The 16,616-nt window shown below is 35.2% G+C and carries 14 protein-coding genes; 12 read left to right on the top strand and 2 right to left on the bottom strand.

The window, feature by feature from the left end; all coding sequences use genetic code 11:
- Positions 1–51 precede the first annotated feature (51 nt).
- The 5 genes from U9M49_RS06550 to U9M49_RS06530 all read left to right on the top strand — a co-directional run bounded on the left by U9M49_RS06550 (position 52) and on the right by U9M49_RS06530 (position 7,649).
- Positions 52–1,221 (top strand): acyl-CoA dehydrogenase family protein, encoded by a 1,170-nt coding sequence (locus U9M49_RS06550; protein WP_322909521.1) that lies wholly within the window; start codon positions 52–54, stop codon positions 1,219–1,221.
- 27 nt (positions 1,222–1,248) lie between these two features.
- Positions 1,249–2,838 carry a class I adenylate-forming enzyme family protein gene (locus tag U9M49_RS06545; RefSeq protein WP_322909520.1) on the top strand — a complete coding sequence of 530 codons (1,590 nt, stop codon included), beginning with the start codon at positions 1,249–1,251 and terminating at the stop codon, positions 2,836–2,838.
- A gap of 48 nt (positions 2,839–2,886) precedes the next feature.
- Positions 2,887–4,767: an alkyl/aryl-sulfatase gene (locus U9M49_RS06540; protein WP_322909519.1), complete on the top strand. Its 1,881-nt coding sequence runs from the start codon at positions 2,887–2,889 to the stop codon at positions 4,765–4,767.
- Between the two features lie 95 nt (positions 4,768–4,862).
- Positions 4,863–6,578 carry a SulP family inorganic anion transporter gene (locus U9M49_RS06535; protein ID WP_322909518.1) on the top strand — a complete coding sequence of 572 codons (1,716 nt, stop codon included), beginning with the start codon at positions 4,863–4,865 and terminating at the stop codon, positions 6,576–6,578.
- Positions 6,579–6,932: 354 nt separating this feature from the next.
- Positions 6,933–7,649, top strand: a complete 717-nt coding sequence (locus U9M49_RS06530) for a hypothetical protein (protein WP_095372895.1) — start codon at positions 6,933–6,935, stop codon at positions 7,647–7,649.
- Here U9M49_RS06530 and U9M49_RS06525 read toward each other — a convergent pair.
- Positions 7,624–7,794 (bottom strand): hypothetical protein, encoded by a 171-nt coding sequence (locus U9M49_RS06525; RefSeq protein ID WP_157733954.1) that lies wholly within the window; start codon positions 7,792–7,794, stop codon positions 7,624–7,626. The two genes, U9M49_RS06530 and U9M49_RS06525, sit on opposite strands and share 26 nt — an antisense overlap.
- 148 nt (positions 7,795–7,942) lie before the next feature.
- On the opposite strand from U9M49_RS06525, the gene U9M49_RS06520 reads away from it, so the two are divergent.
- Complete coding sequence (locus U9M49_RS06520; RefSeq protein ID WP_095372896.1) at positions 7,943–8,125, top strand: YozD family protein; 183 nt, start codon at positions 7,943–7,945, stop codon at positions 8,123–8,125.
- Positions 8,126–8,199: 74 nt separating this feature from the next.
- Here the strand turns inward: U9M49_RS06520 and U9M49_RS06515 are convergent, their stop codons facing one another.
- Positions 8,200–9,078 carry a glycerophosphodiester phosphodiesterase gene (locus U9M49_RS06515; protein ID WP_095372897.1) on the bottom strand — a complete coding sequence of 293 codons (879 nt, stop codon included), beginning with the start codon at positions 9,076–9,078 and terminating at the stop codon, positions 8,200–8,202.
- A gap of 185 nt (positions 9,079–9,263) precedes the next feature.
- Between U9M49_RS06515 and U9M49_RS06510 the strand changes: the two genes are divergently transcribed.
- From U9M49_RS06510 to U9M49_RS06485, 6 genes are all read left to right on the top strand, one after another.
- On the top strand, positions 9,264–9,572 hold the full coding sequence (locus U9M49_RS06510; protein ID WP_095372898.1) for a YodL domain-containing protein: 309 nt from the start codon (positions 9,264–9,266) through the stop codon (positions 9,570–9,572).
- Positions 9,573–9,703: 131 nt separating this feature from the next.
- Positions 9,704–10,405: a purine-nucleoside phosphorylase gene (deoD, locus tag U9M49_RS06505; RefSeq protein WP_095372899.1), complete on the top strand. Its 702-nt coding sequence runs from the start codon at positions 9,704–9,706 to the stop codon at positions 10,403–10,405.
- Positions 10,406–10,714: 309 nt separating this feature from the next.
- Positions 10,715–11,572, top strand: coding sequence for a M15 family metallopeptidase (locus U9M49_RS06500; protein ID WP_095372900.1), 858 nt, complete (start codon positions 10,715–10,717; stop codon positions 11,570–11,572).
- 498 nt (positions 11,573–12,070) lie between these two features.
- Complete coding sequence (locus tag U9M49_RS06495) at positions 12,071–13,564, top strand: S41 family peptidase (protein WP_095372902.1); 1,494 nt, start codon at positions 12,071–12,073, stop codon at positions 13,562–13,564.
- Between the two features lie 428 nt (positions 13,565–13,992).
- Positions 13,993–15,219 (top strand): multidrug effflux MFS transporter, encoded by a 1,227-nt coding sequence (locus tag U9M49_RS06490; protein ID WP_095372903.1) that lies wholly within the window; start codon positions 13,993–13,995, stop codon positions 15,217–15,219.
- A gap of 14 nt (positions 15,220–15,233) precedes the next feature.
- On the top strand, positions 15,234–16,439 hold the full coding sequence (locus U9M49_RS06485; RefSeq protein WP_095372904.1) for an MDR family MFS transporter: 1,206 nt from the start codon (positions 15,234–15,236) through the stop codon (positions 16,437–16,439).
- The last annotated feature ends 177 nt before the right edge of the window (positions 16,440–16,616 follow it).

Here is a 16,616-nt window from a genome sequence, read left to right as displayed (position 1 = left end):
TTTTATATAAGATGTATATAGATGTCTACACATAATCAGGAGGGAGTATATATGGTGATAACGAGTGAATCACAAGAATTACTTACTAAAATGCGTGACTTTATTTATAATGAGCTACTACCATATGAAAAAGCAATGAATATTAAGACGGAAGAGGTCATTCCGAACGAAGCTATTCAATGGGTGAGAAATAGAGCCATTGAATTAGGTTTTTATGGGATTACTCTACCACACGAATATGGTGGTCAAAATGTAAGTTTAAAAGAGTTATGTTTGCTAAAAGAAGAACTAGCTCGGTCAGGGTCTGCTCTATGGGGATTTGTTTTAGGTGAAAAAGGCGGTGTCCTTAGAATCGGGCAGATGCTTGAATCATTCACAAAAGAACAGATTGAGAAGTATGTTAATCCATTAATTAGAGGGGAAACGAGTTGCTGTTTCGCTCTAACCGAGCCAGGAGCAGGTTCAGATGCAAGAGCAATCCAAACGACTGCCGTAAAAGATGGAGATGGATACATTTTAAATGGTATCAAGCACTTTATTAGTGCAGCACCATATTCAGATTTTGCTATTGTAATCTGCAAAGAAGTCGTTGAAGAAAAATTTGTTGGCATAACGGCCTTTTTAGTTGATAAAAAAACAAATGAAAAACCGGGTTATGAATTAGGTGAGACACAAATTCCCATTTCAGGAGAACGTGGAACAGGGGAACTGATTTTTAATAATTGTCGAGTACCTTCTGAAAATATTCTTGGAGCATCAGGGAAAGGATTTTTACTTGGAATAAAAAGGATCAGTCAAAATCGAGCCATTTGGGGGGTTACATATATTGGGGTGGCTCAAAGAGCATTAGATTTATCGATTGAAAGAGCAAATGAACGAAAGCAGTTCGGACAGTCAATCGGTGAGTTTCAAGCTATTCAACATATGCTAGCGGATATGGCGACAGAGATTTATGCTGCAAGGTGTATGGTGTACGATGCTATCGACAGAATCGAGAGTGGGGAAGATAATCGAGCAACTGCCTCAATGGTAAAACTGTTTACATCTGAAGTGGCTGGACGTGTGTTGGACAAAGCCGTGCAAATCTTCGGCGGCCAGGGGCTTTTGAAGGGCCATCCAATTGAACAAATGTATCGTACGGTAAGAATGTTTAGAATTTTAACTGGTACTTCTGAAATTCAGAGAAATACAATTGCGAAAGAATTGTTACAGACAAAGTAAAAATAAAATAAAGGATAGGTGATTCTGATGAGTATAGAGACTATTCAAGGTTATATGAATAAAGCATTAAAACGATTTGAAGAGCATCCTGCAGTAACATTCATGTCAACAAATGAAACCTTAACCTACCGTGAATTACGGAAAGAAATAGACAAAATTGCCAGTTTTTTAGTTCATTTAGGTGTAAAAAAAGGGTCGCACGTTGCTTATCTCATTCCAAATAGTATAGAATTCGTTCTATTTAGCCAAGCTGTTGCTCGCTGCGGTGCAACTTCAATTCCAATGGGTGTTAAGTTAGGCGTTCGTGAAGTTGACTTTATTTTAAATGATTCTGATACGGATTTTGTCATTATGGCAACGGAAATGCATATGAAAACAGTATTGAAATATGTAAATGATAAAAAAGAGCAACATCAATCCGTAAAAGTACTGGGATTGGCGGGTTTTAATCTAAAATACCCTGAAGAATTTACTACGGTAAGCAGACAAGAGGTTCAAAAGGTCGAAAATGTGTCGTCATTCCCAGACATGTTACCTGAGGATATCTCTATGATTTCCTATACCGGGGGGACAACAGGCAGGCCAAAAGGTGTTATGCACTCTCAAGGAGGAAAAGCTGCTGCACTTATTGCGAGCTTCATAGAGTTTCCAATGGATGATCGCGATAAAGTGTTATTAACAACCCCGCTTCAGCATTCAGCGGGAAGTTTAATGCTACGGGCGTTAGCTGGTGGAGCGCATATTTATATTGATACTTTTAAGCCCGATACATTTTTAAAGACGGTGCAAGAAAAAAAGATTACAGTTACATTCACGGTGCCAACTATCATTTACAGAATCATCGACAAAGTGAAAAAGGTGAAATTTGATGTTAGTTCTTTACGAAGCATTCACTACGGTTCTTCGCCAATTTCTTCCGAAAGATTAAAAGAAGCGATGGAGCTGTTTGGACCGGTATTTGTGCAGCAATATGGAGCAACTGAAGCGAACGTTCTTATCACAAGAATGCACAAATTCGATCACGTACGGGCATTAGAGACAGGTGCTAAGTTTCTCCAGAGTTGTGGAAAACCTTGTTTAATGACCGAGATTCGAATAATAGACGAGGAAGGTCAAGATGTTAAAGCATACGAAAAGGGAGAAGTGATTTTAAAATCACCGTACTTAATGGAAGGCTATTATAAAAGGCCCGATTTAACATTAGAAGCAATCAAAGATGGCTGGTTTCATACAGGAGATATTGGACAATTCGATGAAGAAGGTTTTTTGTATATCGTTGATAGAAAGAAAGATATGATCATCTCAGGTGGAATGAACGTCTATTCTGTTGAAGTTGAAAAAGTTGTTAATCAACATCCTGCAGTTGTTATGAGTGCATGTATTGGCGTACCGGACCCAGATTGGGGCGAACTAGTAACAGTTTTTGTTGTTTTACGTGATGGGCTGAAGTGTTCCGATGAAGAAATTATTGAGTTCTGTAAAGCGCGGACATCTAGTTATATGGTACCTAAAAAAGTCTATTTTAAAGAAAATTTACCATTAACTCAAATAGGAAAAATTGATAAAAAAGAATTGAAAAAGGACTTCTGGAAAGATAAAGAAAGACAAATAAATTAAAAAGTATGAGAAATCCTATCTCATCTCTTAATCTAGGAGGTATATTAAATGTCAGGTACTGTTCCGACAAGTCATTTATCCAAGCTCCCAAAGAATGCTACTACTGTGACAAAAAAAGCTAACAAGGATTTTTTTGAATCTCTAAATTTTGAAAACAAGCAAGATTATGAAGATGCAGATAGGGGTCTAATTGCTCCGTATGAAAATAGGATAAAAAATTTAAATATCCAAAATCAGCCATCTCCTGAAACTGTAAATCCAAGCTTGTGGAGAAATGTACAATTACAGGCAAAATCAGGTCTTTATAAAGTCGTAGAAGGTGTGTATCAAGTTCGCGGACTTTCGTTAGCTACCGTGATTTTTGTTGAAGGGAAAAGCGGAGTCATTGTCATTGATACTTCATCTAGTAATTCTGCTGCAGATGCGGCAATTGAATTATATTTTAGTTATCGACCTAAAAGGCCAGTTACTGCAATTATCATCAGCCAAAGCCATGCTGATCATTTTGGGGGTACACATTCAATTCTTCAATATGCTGAGACATCCACAATTCCAATTATTGTCCCTGAACATTTTACACAAGAGATGTTCAGTGAAAATGTCCTATTAGGTCCAATAATGTCTAGGCGTGCATCCTATCAGTTTGGTATAGGGTTACCAGTGGGAGAAAAAGGGTTTTTATCCGCAGGCATCGGAACTGTTTTCCACTCAGGTAATGGTTTTGAAATGCCTAATAGAGAAATAAAAGAAGAGATTGAGCAATTAACAATAGATGGTATTAATTTCGAATTCCTGTTAACACCAAATACTGAAGCACCAGCAGAAATGCACTTTTATATTCAGGATTACAAAGTATTATTTGTATCAGAAAATGTTAATAAAACAATGCATCAAATTTATACGATTAGAGGGGCAAAAACTCGCGATACGCTAGAATGGGTGAAGGCAATCGATAAAACCATTGATCTTACTATGAGTAAAGAGATTGATGCTTTAGTCATGGCACATGCCTGGCCAGTATGGGGAAAAGAGCAAGCTTTAGAACATTTAGTATTACAACGTGACCTTTACAAATATATCCATGATCAAACCGTTCGTCTAGCCAATCACGGGTATACAATGGAAGAAATAGCAGAAGAGCTCAAGCTACCTGAGACGTTGGACCAATATTGGGGTAATCGAGGATACTATGGTACTTTAAAGCATAATTCTAAAGGGATTTATAATTTCTATCTAGGATATTATAGTGGCCATCCTTCTGATTTGGATCCACTTCCCCAAGTTGAATCAGGTCAAAAATATGTAAGTTACATGGGTGGCTCTGCTCATGTGGTCAAACAAGCGAAAGCAGATTTTGAAAACGGGCAATATCGTTGGGTTGCTCAAGTATTAAAACATGTAGTGATGGCAGAACCGGACAATAAGGAAGCAAAAGAGTTATTAGCAGACACCTTTGAACAATTAGGATATCAGGCCGAATCAGCTAATTGGCGTAACGCTTATCTTATCGGTGCGTCAGAACTAAGAAATGGGACTAGGAAGAAGGGAGCAATAGCAAAAGGTCATTCGGGAATGATGCTTAAAATGCCGTTTGATGAATTCTTTAAATTACTTTCTGTAAGATTAAATGGTCCGAAAGCAGCAGATAAAAAAATGATCATGAATGTTTCTCTATCAGATGTAGAGGAGAAATACACCATTTATCTCGAAAATTGTGTATTAAATAAGAGAAATAAACTAGATGATAATCCAGATCTTTCATTCATTAGTAATAAGGCAACATTTTATGCGATTGTAAATGGAATCCTTGACCCAAGGGAAGCTGTTACTTCAAACAAACTAAAATTATTTGGAGACCAAACAAAATTGGATGAATTTTTAAACCTACTCGATCATTTTGATCAGTTTATTAATATTGTAACTCCTTAATGGATAGGGCAGAAATGCCCTATTTCTTATCTTAGGCAGTACCAAGGTAATCTCTCTAATCTCATGTATAGAAAGCTCAAAAAGGATAGGTTGATATGTTAGATAAAAAATATAATCCTTTCACTTTGATTAGATCATACAAATTACAAACACTAAAAAAAGATTTCATTTCAGGAATCACTCTTTTTGTCATGCTGGTCCCCCAAGGAATGGCTTATGCGATGTTAGCGGGACTTCCACTAATAATGGGTCTATATGCATCAACCTTACCATTAATCATATATGCATTATTTGCTTCTTCTAGGCATTTATCCGTTGGGCCAACTGCTATAACCTCATTATTGGTTTTTTCAGGTGTATCTTTACTTGAAAAACCGGGCACCTATGAATATATCACTCTTGTAATCTTTTTAGCTTTGATGGTTGGGATTTTTCAACTTCTCTTAGCTGTGTTGAAAATGGGGATGATTGTAAACTATATTTCTCCGTCGGTTTTGGGAGGCTACACCTCTGCTGCTGCCATAATTATTGGATTAAGTCAATTAAAGCATTTATTGGGAATAACATTAGGAACTTACTTACAAATACACCTAATATTTATGGATTTAATCAATGCGATTCCGAAGATTCATTTTTTAACACTTTTGATTGGGGGATGCAGCATTGTATTTTTACTTGTACTAAAAAGAATAAATACTAGAATTCCGGGTGCGTTACTATTAATTGTTTTTTCCATTATAAGTGTCTATGCCTTTGATTTACATGAACGAGGTGTTCAAATTGTCAGAGGGGTACCAAGTGGCTTGCCTATTCCGGTTTTTCCAACAATTACGCTAGATGCAGTTAGGCAATTAATCCTTCCTGCACTTACCATTGCGCTATTAGGGTTTATGGAGTCACTTTCTATAGGAAAAACAATTGCAGAAAAAGAAGGTTATAAAATAAATCCTAATCGAGAGCTAACCGCTTTAGGATTTGCCAATTTTTTAGGGTCCTTTTTTCAAATATTACCAATTAATGGTAGTTTTTCAAGGAGTGCAGTAAACTATCAAAGTGGTGGAGTTACACAAATGGTATCCATATTTACAAGCGTACTTGTTATAATTGCCCTCCAATTTTTTACTACTTATTTTTATTATCTGCCTAATGCAGTATTAGCTGCAGTAATCATCGTAGCGGTCTATAAACTAATAGATTTCAAGCAAATAAGGAAATGGTTTAATATAAAGGCAATTGATGGTTGGAGCTGGTTAGTTACTTTTACTGCGACATTAGTTATTGGCATTCAATGGGGAATAGTTATTGGGGTTGTTTTTAATTTCAGCCTTTTATTAATTAAGATATCTAGACCTAGGCTCATAGAAATGGGATATTTAGAAAAGGAGAAAGTATTTCGAGATATAAAACGATTTCCAAATGCAAAAACGCGAGATGATTTGATTATTGCACGAATAGACTCTTCTATACATTTTTCAAATATTTCATATTTAGAGCATAAATTAAATGAGCTTATATTGATAAAACCTAATGCTAAATTAGTCATTGTTGATTTTTCAGGAGTAAATGATATAGATGCACACTCTTTTAAATCCTTAGAAGAAATGATAGAACAATTAAAACATGAAAAGGGGATTTCTATATACTTTGTCGGTATGAAAGGACCCATCAGAGATACGGCAGCAAAAGCAGGATGGACAAAGAAGTTTGCAAAAGAGCTAAGCTATATCTCTATATTACAATTACTTGAAGATAAACAAATAAAGTTTTATGCTCAACGGGAAAGTGGTGATTCTTTTCTATATATGAGGTGAAAGACTGTTCATCACTTGTGAAGAGAGTAAATAGTTATGAAGGCTTTAATCAAAACAGTATAATCTTCTTTTGTTTCCCTAGACGATGAGAAAACAAAAGATAAGAAAAATATAAATGATGATAAGCTTATAAACTTGAAGTAGATAACAAATAGGTAGTAGTGCAATTCAAAATAGATAAAGAATAAAAAAGCTGAGTGAGGTAAAATCTTATTCAGTTTTTTTGCGTAAATAAACATATGATGAAGATGGCCCTAAAAAAATTTGGACGGCCCTGTATACGAGCGAAAATGCTTTTTCATGCATATACTATCTTAATTAAAAGTCACGACTATATTGGAAAGGATGAGGGCAATGGTTAATCGTAAAAAACCGAAATATGAAGTTGGTGATACAGTCGTGATTACAATTTATGGAACGGTAGGGAAAGTAACAGATGTAAAATGGCTTGATGGTATGTATGTTTATGAAGTGAATAAAAGTGATGGTCTCTATTTGGAGTCAAGTTTACAGCCTCTTTCAGAGTTTGAAGGAGATGTAAGTGATAAGGAGCATGTAGATATTGAGTACCAATACTTTTTTGGGGACCTTGTCCAAGTGAAAGGATATGGTACTGAGATTTTTAAAGTAGTCGGCTTCCGTACCGAGATTTGGCGTTATAAAGAAGATGCATGGGAAGACGTCATTTATGAGTTATCTCGAATATCTGACGGAGAGTGGCTTGAGGCTGGTGAAGAGGAACTTTCCTTATTATCTGATGCCGAACAGGCTGACGAATTTATAGAAAAATTAGGGATGTTGTTTCTTATTAACCAACAAGCATTGAACGAAATAAAGAATTCTGAGGATGTTTGTTATCAAGATGTTGATTCAAATCTAATGGATCGTACTAACGAAGAGAAACAAATCATAGATGGTTTGCTAGACATATATAATGACTATTCTTTTTTGTACAACTTTTTTCAAGATGAAGAATATAAAAAAGCAATGAAAATCATCTTGAAAAAGCTAGAAACCATCACAACAAAAGTAAAAAAAGTTAATCTTACAAAAGATGAAACAGTTGAATAATTGCCACTGACATGACAGGAATGCCTACTAGTAAAACAGCGATGAATAAAAAATGTAATAATCGATCAAATAGTTGTAGACATTTTCCTTCTTCATTATTTATATCTTCTACAAAACGATCGCAGACTGCTGTGAATTTTTCCATCTAATCAACCTTTCAAAACTAGTGATAGAAAATATTTATGTACTTTTACTAGATTTAATGACAAAAGAATAAAAAAATATTTTTCTATTGAAATGTTGCATGTTTCATTAATGTGTCACATACAATTTGTACAAAGGGGGAGTCGCATATGAAGGAAATTGAAGTTTTTATTGATACTGAAGAAATTGCTGAATTTTTCTTTCATGAGTTGACTAAAAGAGGGTTCGTTCCTGTAGAGCAAGAAGTAGATGAATTAGCTGATATTACATTTGAATACTTAATCAAAAAGTGTATTATCGATGAAGATGTAAGTTTTGATTCGGAAGAGTAAGAAACAAGATAAACAAAAACCCAACCAACTATTCATGTTCCTTTATGGAGCTATAGTTGATTGGGTTTTTATATTTATACAAAGAATCTTTCTAATAGTTTATGACCTTCTATAAATGATTGTAGAAATGCATAATATCTATTCTCTTCTCTCCGCTCCAAGCTATTCGAAATAATTCCATCTACACCTAATAATTGCATTTGCTTGAACTGTGATGGGGTAACTATCGTCCAGGCATAGATCGTATATCCATAATGTTGTGCTTGTTGAATGAATGAATGTGTTAAATTCGTATAATGAATCGATAAAAAACTAATTTCTGTCTTATACGTATACATTTGAATAAGATTAATAGGCGCGGTTAAGACAAGGCCAATGGGAAAGTCAGGAGCGCGTTGTGTAAATTGCTGTAATGTATCAATATGAAAGGATTGGATTTGTAACATTTTTTCAGGGACACCAGCATTTACAGTTTGTTTTAGCAGAGTTGCCAATTGATCTACAATTTCTGGAGTTTCTGTGCCAGGTTTTATTTCTATTAACAGAACGATCTTTCCAGCAAACTCATCTAACACTTCTTGTAATAATGGAATTTTCTCTTCAGAAAAACGTTGACTGTACCAACCGCCCGCATTGAGTTTTTGTAACTCTGATACTGACATATTTCTCACTAAACCTTCACCATTTGTGGTCCGGTTAACAGATGAATCATGTATGACGACAATTTTTTTATCTTTACTTAAATGGATATCTAATTCGATAACATCAAAACCATTGTTTAGCGCAGAATGAAAGGCGGCCATTGTATTTTCAGGTGCTGAAGCAACGTCTCCACGATGTGCAATTTTTGTATAGTTTTTGTATGGGAATACCCAATGTAATGAGCTGCATATGATGGAAATACAAACAAACAACAAAAAGAATTTATGGAAGTGAATCTTCTCTCGTTTCAAATTATCCCTCCCTTTTGTACCACCACTATGTTTAATACTAGTTTATGAAAGAAAAATAAAATTGTAAGCGTTTTCATAATAAAATTTCTCTTTAATCGACAAAAATAGGCGAATTTCTTTGAAGGAAATAAACGTAGAAAAAGCTAATATATTGTTTAAAATAATCATTTATTGGAGGGGTATATATGATCAAGACTTTTGTAAAACCAAGAACAAAAGAATATGATGTTACCATTTTTCAAACTCCAAAATATAGAGAAACTCGGGGCTATCGAGAAGTTTATCGAACACTTATTGAAGGTGCAAATCATGAAGAATGTTTATCAACTGTATTTAAGCAATTTAATGTCCTTGATCGCATGCCGTTTGATTTCCAAGGGAGGTTTTTATCAACGGGAGATATTTTATATATTGATGAAGGGAGAAGGGGGCAATATTATTATCAATTAAAGTCGGGTGGTTGGGCCTTAGTGAACCGAATAATGGTTAGGTAATAAAATGTTTGTTCATATTTATCTATATGAATGGTATGTAGTGAAAAACTTAGCTTCCCCTTTTCATTTCCATCATCACTCATCCTATGCTATATTTTAGATAATGAACGATTAATAGATGGAGGAATATGATGAGTGTACATATTGGAGCAAAAGAACATGAAATTGCAGAAACAGTTTTACTACCAGGTGATCCATTAAGGGCAAAATATATTGCAGAAAACTTTTTAGAAGATGTAAAGTGCTATAATGAAGTCCGCAATATGTTTGGTTATACAGGCACTTATAAAGGTAAAAGAATATCTGTTCAAGGTACTGGAATGGGCGTTCCTTCCCTTTCTATTTATGTGAACGAACTGATTAATAGTTATAATGTAAAAAACTTGATCCGTGTTGGTACATGCGGAGCCATCCAAAAAGATGTAAAAGTAAGAGATGTGATCCTTGCGATGACTGCTTCCACGGACTCACAAATGAATCGTTTAACTTTTGGTGGAGTTGATTATGCACCTGCAGCTGATTTCGATCTATTGCGCAAAGCTTATGATAGTGGGGTAAGTAAAGGGTTGGAATTGAAGGTTGGGAATGTTTTTACAGCTGATATGTTCTACAATGATAATGCTGAACATGAAAAATGGGCACAGTACCAAATTCTTGCTATCGAAATGGAAACAGCAGCACTTTATACGTTAGCAGCTAAGCATGCAAGAAAAGCTCTTTCTGTCCTTACAGTGAGTGATCATATTATTACTGGTGAAGAAACTACATCCGAAGAAAGACAAACGACTTTTAACGAAATGATTGAAGTAGCATTAGAAGCAGCAATTTCATAAATCGTACATGTTAGCGAGTGATTATTTTTTCATAGTCACTCGCTTTTCTTTTGCCTTAAGGTAAAAGTTAAAGCAGATGTACATCCGTATGAAGGGAAGTATTTTATGAAGACATCTTTTCTAAGAATTGTTATTTCCCTCGTTTCTCTAGTGGTTCTGTAGCTACTTTAAGTGGTCCTCTTCTCATTTGTTATTGGTAGAATCACTAATAGTAAGGTTCATAGACTATGCCTTTCTCTTCTTTCGCAATTTATTATATAAAGTGTTATGATAGACGTTGACATAAAGAAAGAGAATAGGGGAAAAGTAATGAAGAAAGTACTTGCAGGAACAGTTACAGTTGCTCTTTTTCTTGGAGGCTGCAGTCAATTAGATCCTTATTTAGAAAAAATACCTTTTCTATCTAATTCGGAACCAACTTCAGTAGATGAGCCTGTAGAAAAAGAAGAGGACAATCAGCAAGAAACAGAAAACAATCCAACTGAACAACCTCCCGAACAAGATGAACAAAATGAAGATGACCTAACATTAGCTTCTCAATTTTTTAATCAAATTGAAGATGTGGATGGAAAACCAACAATAGCAAACCCAACAAACTTGATGGTAATGGTGAATAAAGACTTTGCTTTACCGGCAGATTATGCTCCTGAAGATCTTGTTCGTGCAGATGTTGAATATTCTTTCGGAGATCAAGATATTGAAAAAAGTTACCTTAGAAAAGAAGCCGCAGATGCATTAGAAGAATTATTCTCTGCAGCTAAAAAAGAAAAAATAGCGTTATTTGCTGTTTCGGGGTATCGTTCATATGATCGGCAGGAAGCAGTTTTCCAAGCAGAGGTAAATAGCGTAGGTGAGGAAAAAGCTTCAGAAGCAGTTGCTCTACCTGGAAGTAGTGAACATCAAACAGGATTAGCGATGGATATTTCAAGTCCTTCAGTCGATTACACGTTAACTCAAGATTACGAAGATACAACAGAAGGTAAATGGCTAAAAGAGAATGCACATAAGTACGGCTTTATTTTACGTTATCCAAAAGGTAAAGAAGAAATAACAGGATACAAATTTGAACCTTGGCATTTTCGCTATGTTGGAAAAGAAGCAGCGAAAGTCATTTTTGAGAAAGATCTAACATTAGAAGAATACTTTGAGTCTGTAAAAGAAATTTAAGTACGCTTCTTCATAAAAATGTACCAAAAAGCGATTAATGGAATAATAGGGAAAAGAAAAAAGTATTGAAAAAAATGATCAATACGAAATAAATAACAACTCAATGGCAGGAATAAAACGAAACTTAATAATGCTTGAACATAAGAATGATTAAATATTCCTGAGATAAGAAAGATAATAGATAAAGCAAAACAGCACCATAGTAATATACCAGGAATCATGCATTCATTCTCCTTTCATCATTTATGTAATGATTATGTGGGGTTTGGGGAAATTAGAAGTGAACAAATGAGATTCACTTTGTAGAAGAAGACTTTCCCCATTTAATCGATACATAATAAAAGAAGCTTGAATTCTTGAGATGAAAGGAATACATAAGAAAAATCTTCCTCTTTTCCAAAGAAATAAGATATAATTTTCATTACAGTAGTACAGTTATTGATACCGATAACGCCAATAAAGAATCTTAAACTTGAGTAAGCATCACAGCTTACAGTGATGAAAGTGGTGAAAGGGTTGTCTAATGAAGTAAATAATGATGAAGAAAAACAGGAAGTAAAGGATAAGCCTAAGCTAATAAAAATGAAGTTATTCCCGTTTATTATGCTTGTATTCATCCTCGTTTTTGTTACAGCTGGAATCACCACATTAGCATTGTCTTTCGGTGATGAGAAGGCCGTAAATGTAGGAACGAATGAAAGAAGTGAATTTTCAAAGTTATATAAAGCCTATGATTCCTTGAACGAAAATTATTTCCAAGAAATTGATTCGGGTGAATTAATTAATGGAGCTATCAATGGGATGCTAGATTCTCTAGATGATCCATATTCTGATTATATGAATGAAGATGAAGCTGCTAATTTCCATCAAAGCATCTCCTCTTCTTTTGAAGGAATTGGCGCTGAAATTACAGAACAAGACGGACAAATTGTCATTGTTTCACCATTAAAAGGTTCACCTGCAGAAGATGCTGGTCTACAACCAAATGACCAAATTGTCTCTGTTGATGGCAAGAGCTTGCAAGGAATGAGTTCTTCAGAAGCTGTCCTATTAATAAGAGGCGAAAAAGGTTCCAAAGTAGAACTGGAAATTGCTCGTGGTGGTAACAGTGAACCGATGAATGTAACAATTACGAGAGATACAATTCCTCTTGAAACGGTATATGGCGAAATGTTAGAAGATGATATCGCCAAAGTTCAGATCACTTCTTTTTCTGAAAATACAGCGCAAGAACTCGTTGATGTATTAAATGATTTAGAGGAAAAAGGGATGAAGGGTCTAGTTTTAGATTTAAGACAAAACCCTGGCGGATTATTAGATCAAGCAATTGAAATTTCGAGCTTGTTTGTACCTGAAGGCGAAATTTTATTCCAAATTGAAGATCGTAATGGGAATAGGGAGGCCGTGCAAGCTCCTAATGGCAAGCAAATGGAGACGCCTCTAGTAGTAGTTATTGATGAAGGTAGTGCTAGTGCTTCTGAGATATTAGCAGCTGCCGTTCATGAATCAGCTGATGTAAGTCTAGTCGGTAAAAAGTCATTTGGTAAAGGAACTGTACAACGTGCTCAAGATTTTACTGACGGCTCAAATATGAAATTTACAACAGAAAAATGGTTAACGCCAGATGCAAATTGGATTCATGAAAAAGGTATTGAGCCTGATTATGAAGTTTCCTTGCCTGAATATGCTTCCTTGCCTTATATTAATCCTGAGAAACCATTAAAAAAATCGGAATCATCAAGTCAAATTAAGGCAGCACAGCAGATGTTAGAGGCACTGGAATATGAGCTTGATAAAAATGATGGATTCTTTGATGAAGAGACAGAAGCTGCAGTGAAAGCATTCCAAAAGGATAATGAATTGGATGAAACTGGAGTCATTGAAGGTGAAACAACCGTGAAACTAATGGAAGCTTTACGTGAAAAGCTTCTAGAGAACGATACTCAAATCAAAAAAGCAATAGAAGTTTTAAAAGAAGAAATGAAAAAATAACTCATTCTAGCTTCTATACAACATGTGAAAATCGTTTAAGCGACCATAACCCTTTAATTTATAAGGGTTATGGTCGTTTCTTTTTTTAATCAAAATCAACAATTGATATGCTTCTTTTTTTTGTGAGATGTTAGTTTTGACAGTTAATTTTAAGACTGAGAAAGAATATGATGAGTTTACGCTTCATTGAAAGACAAATTATGTGAAACGCCTCGCAAAAGAGGGTTTACTTGTCATTTAGATAGCCCGAGATTAGCACTAAATAGAAAATAGCAAACGGAGGCTTTAGTTGTTGAGCTTTAATATAAATTTAAAATATTTATTTCGCTTGACGAATTTATTTAAAAAAGACTGATGTTTTTTTAAAGGTTTTATGGTAAATTAGCAATATTCTAAAATTGTATAGAAGATGGAAAGAAGGATGTGTGATGCACGAAACGAGTGAATTAAGTAACGATAAGGAGGAAAGTAGAAGTAAGCGTCTCATGCTGGCAGTTATTCTCGGATTGTTATCTGCTTTTGGGCCATTATCCTTGGATATGTATCTTCCGGCATTACCTAATCTAGCAGATGATCTGCAAACAAGTGCATCCTATGCACAATTAAGCTTAACAGCATGTATGGTTGGTTTAGCTTTAGGACAAATTTTTGCCGGGCCAATTAGTGATATGGTTGGCCGTAAGCGCCCGTTAATATTTGGACTTATTTTATACTGTCTCATTTCAGTTGCCTGCATGGCCTCTCCAAACATTGAATTATTCATCATATTAAGGTTTATTCAGGGATTAGCCGGGGCTGTAGGAATTGTTATATCAAGAGCCGTAGTTCGAGATTTATACAGTGGTACACAATTAACTAAATTTTTTGCCACACTTAGTTTAATAAACGGGGCAGCCCCTATTTTAGCACCCGTTTTTGGTGGCCAACTATTAACGATTACCTCTTGGAGAGGAGTATTTTTTGTTTTAACATTAATCGGGTTTCTTAGCTTATTACTGGTTATCTTTTCATTACAAGAAAGTTTGTCTGTTGAGAAGAGGTTAAATGGAGGCGTTTTTGTTTCCTTTAGCCGTTTCGGAAAAATCGTAAAAGACCGTAAATTTATGGGATACGCTTTATCTCAAGGTTTTGTTGGTGCTGCAATGTTTGCTTATATTTCTGGATCTCCCTTTGTATTGCAAAATATTTATGGTCTTTCTCCGCAAATGTTTAGTGTTTGTTTTGCAATAAATGGAATTGGCATTATTTTAGGCAGTCAATTAACGGGAAAACTTTCAGAGCGAATACATGAGGGAATTTTATTAGTAGGTGGATTGATGATTGCTTTAGTTGGAGGGGTTACATTACTTCTAAGTGAAATTTTCCATCTAGGTATTTGGGGTGTTCTAATTCCGTTATTTTTAGTTGTTTCTGCTGTTGGAGTAGTTAATACATCAACTTTTTCCTTGGCAATGGCTTCACAAGGTGAAAATGCTGGTAGTGCTTCGGCCTTAATTGGCTTAATGACGTTCTTGCTTGGTGGTATGGCCGCTCCGTTAGTTGGAATAGCTGGTGAATCTTCTTCATGGCCAATGGCATTTATTATTGCTATTGCAGAAATCTTAGCTCTATTATCTTATTTGTTTCTAGTTAAAGGGCGGATTGTAAAAGAATAGAAAGGATAACCAACATGATTAAACGATTACAAGATTATTATAATCAGTTTCATCGCACGATATGGATTTTACTAGTTGGTACAATCTTATCTCGTGGGGCAGCATTTATGACGTTGCCTTTTTTATCTATATATTTAGTCAATCAGGACTATCCTTCGTTTTTAATCGGCCTCATTATCGGGATGGGTCCATTAATGTCGACAATAGGTGGTTTTATAGGGGGCCATTTATCTGACCAATTTGGAAGAAAGCCGATTATGCTTGTTGCATTAATAGGTACAGCAGGCGCTTATTTTGGCTTTGCTTTGTCCTCCTCAGCTATTGCTTTTTTGCTACTCAATGCTTTACTGGGTTTGTGTAATTCCTTTTTTGAACCAACTGCACAAGCATTGATGGCCGATTTAACAAAAAAGGAACAAAGAATGAAAGTATTTTCCTTAAGATATGTCGCCATTAATATTGGGGCAGCTGTTGGCCCATTAATCGGGGCTGTATTAGCATTAACAAATGCGACTCTCACTTTTTATATTACTGGTGGTATTTATTTAGCATATATGCTCATTTTATTGTTTACGATTCAGCCTGTTCCTCGTTTGGAGAATAAAGAAAATGTTACTTTGCCTGTTGCCTTTCACATTGTTAGGAGGGATAGGTCGCTATTGTATTATATTCTAGGTGGTATTTTACTTGCGATAGGTTATTCGCAAATGGATTCTAACTTACCACAACACTTTGATAATCGATTGGAGAATGGAGTCGTCATTTATTCATTTCTTTTATCCATTAATGCCATCCTTGTAATTATATTACAATTACCTTTTGCAAAACTGATGGAAAAGGTTCGCCCTTTAAAATCTATGATTATTGGTTCGGCTCTTGTAGCTATTGGGTTATTCTTTTTTGCTATATCCACTCATTGGATAATGGCAGTTATCGGTGTAATCTTATTCACCTTTGGAGAAATATTATCGTTTCCAGCAAGTAGTATATTAATTGATCAATTAGCTTCAGAGGAATTACGTGGCACGTATTTTGGTGCTGCTCAGTTCAGGAATACAGGAAGTTTTATAGGCCCAATGATTGGTGGATACTTGATTGGTATCAGCGGGGGAACGATTGCCTTCTTTGTGATAGCCGTCATTTGTTTATGTAGCATCATTTTCTTTTCAGCAGGAATTAAAAAAGAAGTGATTGTGACAGTTGAAAAGAAATTAAGTTGATAAGCACCGAACAAACTAACAACACGCGTTATATGGGTTGTTAGTTTGTTCTTTTTTTATGAGAAACCGCTCTTACTCTAGGAAGGAAAAAATGTAAAAAACTATTTCCTCTTTTTTAAAGTATAAAGTTGTTCATCTATCCCTACAATGAATGAATAAGGAAAAATAAGGAGGATG

Source organism: Cytobacillus sp. OWB-43, assembly GCF_034651445.1.
Lineage (GTDB): Bacteria > Bacillota > Bacilli > Bacillales > Cytobacillaceae > Cytobacillus > Cytobacillus kochii.
Note: the sequence above shows the minus strand (reverse complement) of the source record. Positions and strands in the feature narration are given on the sequence as shown.

Coding starts and splice junctions, on each gene's coding strand:
- U9M49_RS06550 (WP_322909521.1), top strand. CDS start 52: ATGGTGATAACGAGTGAATCACAAGAATTACTTACTAAAATGCGTGAC.
- U9M49_RS06545 (WP_322909520.1), top strand. CDS start 1,249: ATGAGTATAGAGACTATTCAAGGTTATATGAATAAAGCATTAAAACGA.
- U9M49_RS06540 (WP_322909519.1), top strand. CDS start 2,887: ATGTCAGGTACTGTTCCGACAAGTCATTTATCCAAGCTCCCAAAGAAT.
- U9M49_RS06535 (WP_322909518.1), top strand. CDS start 4,863: ATGTTAGATAAAAAATATAATCCTTTCACTTTGATTAGATCATACAAA.
- U9M49_RS06530 (WP_095372895.1), top strand. CDS start 6,933: ATGGTTAATCGTAAAAAACCGAAATATGAAGTTGGTGATACAGTCGTG.
- U9M49_RS06525 (WP_157733954.1), bottom strand. CDS start 7,794: ATGGAAAAATTCACAGCAGTCTGCGATCGTTTTGTAGAAGATATAAAT.
- U9M49_RS06520 (WP_095372896.1), top strand. CDS start 7,943: ATGAAGGAAATTGAAGTTTTTATTGATACTGAAGAAATTGCTGAATTT.
- U9M49_RS06510 (WP_095372898.1), top strand. CDS start 9,264: ATGATCAAGACTTTTGTAAAACCAAGAACAAAAGAATATGATGTTACC.
- deoD (WP_095372899.1), top strand. CDS start 9,704: ATGAGTGTACATATTGGAGCAAAAGAACATGAAATTGCAGAAACAGTT.
- U9M49_RS06500 (WP_095372900.1), top strand. CDS start 10,715: ATGAAGAAAGTACTTGCAGGAACAGTTACAGTTGCTCTTTTTCTTGGA.
- U9M49_RS06495 (WP_095372902.1), top strand. CDS start 12,071: ATGAAAGTGGTGAAAGGGTTGTCTAATGAAGTAAATAATGATGAAGAA.
- U9M49_RS06490 (WP_095372903.1), top strand. CDS start 13,993: ATGCACGAAACGAGTGAATTAAGTAACGATAAGGAGGAAAGTAGAAGT.
- U9M49_RS06485 (WP_095372904.1), top strand. CDS start 15,234: ATGATTAAACGATTACAAGATTATTATAATCAGTTTCATCGCACGATA.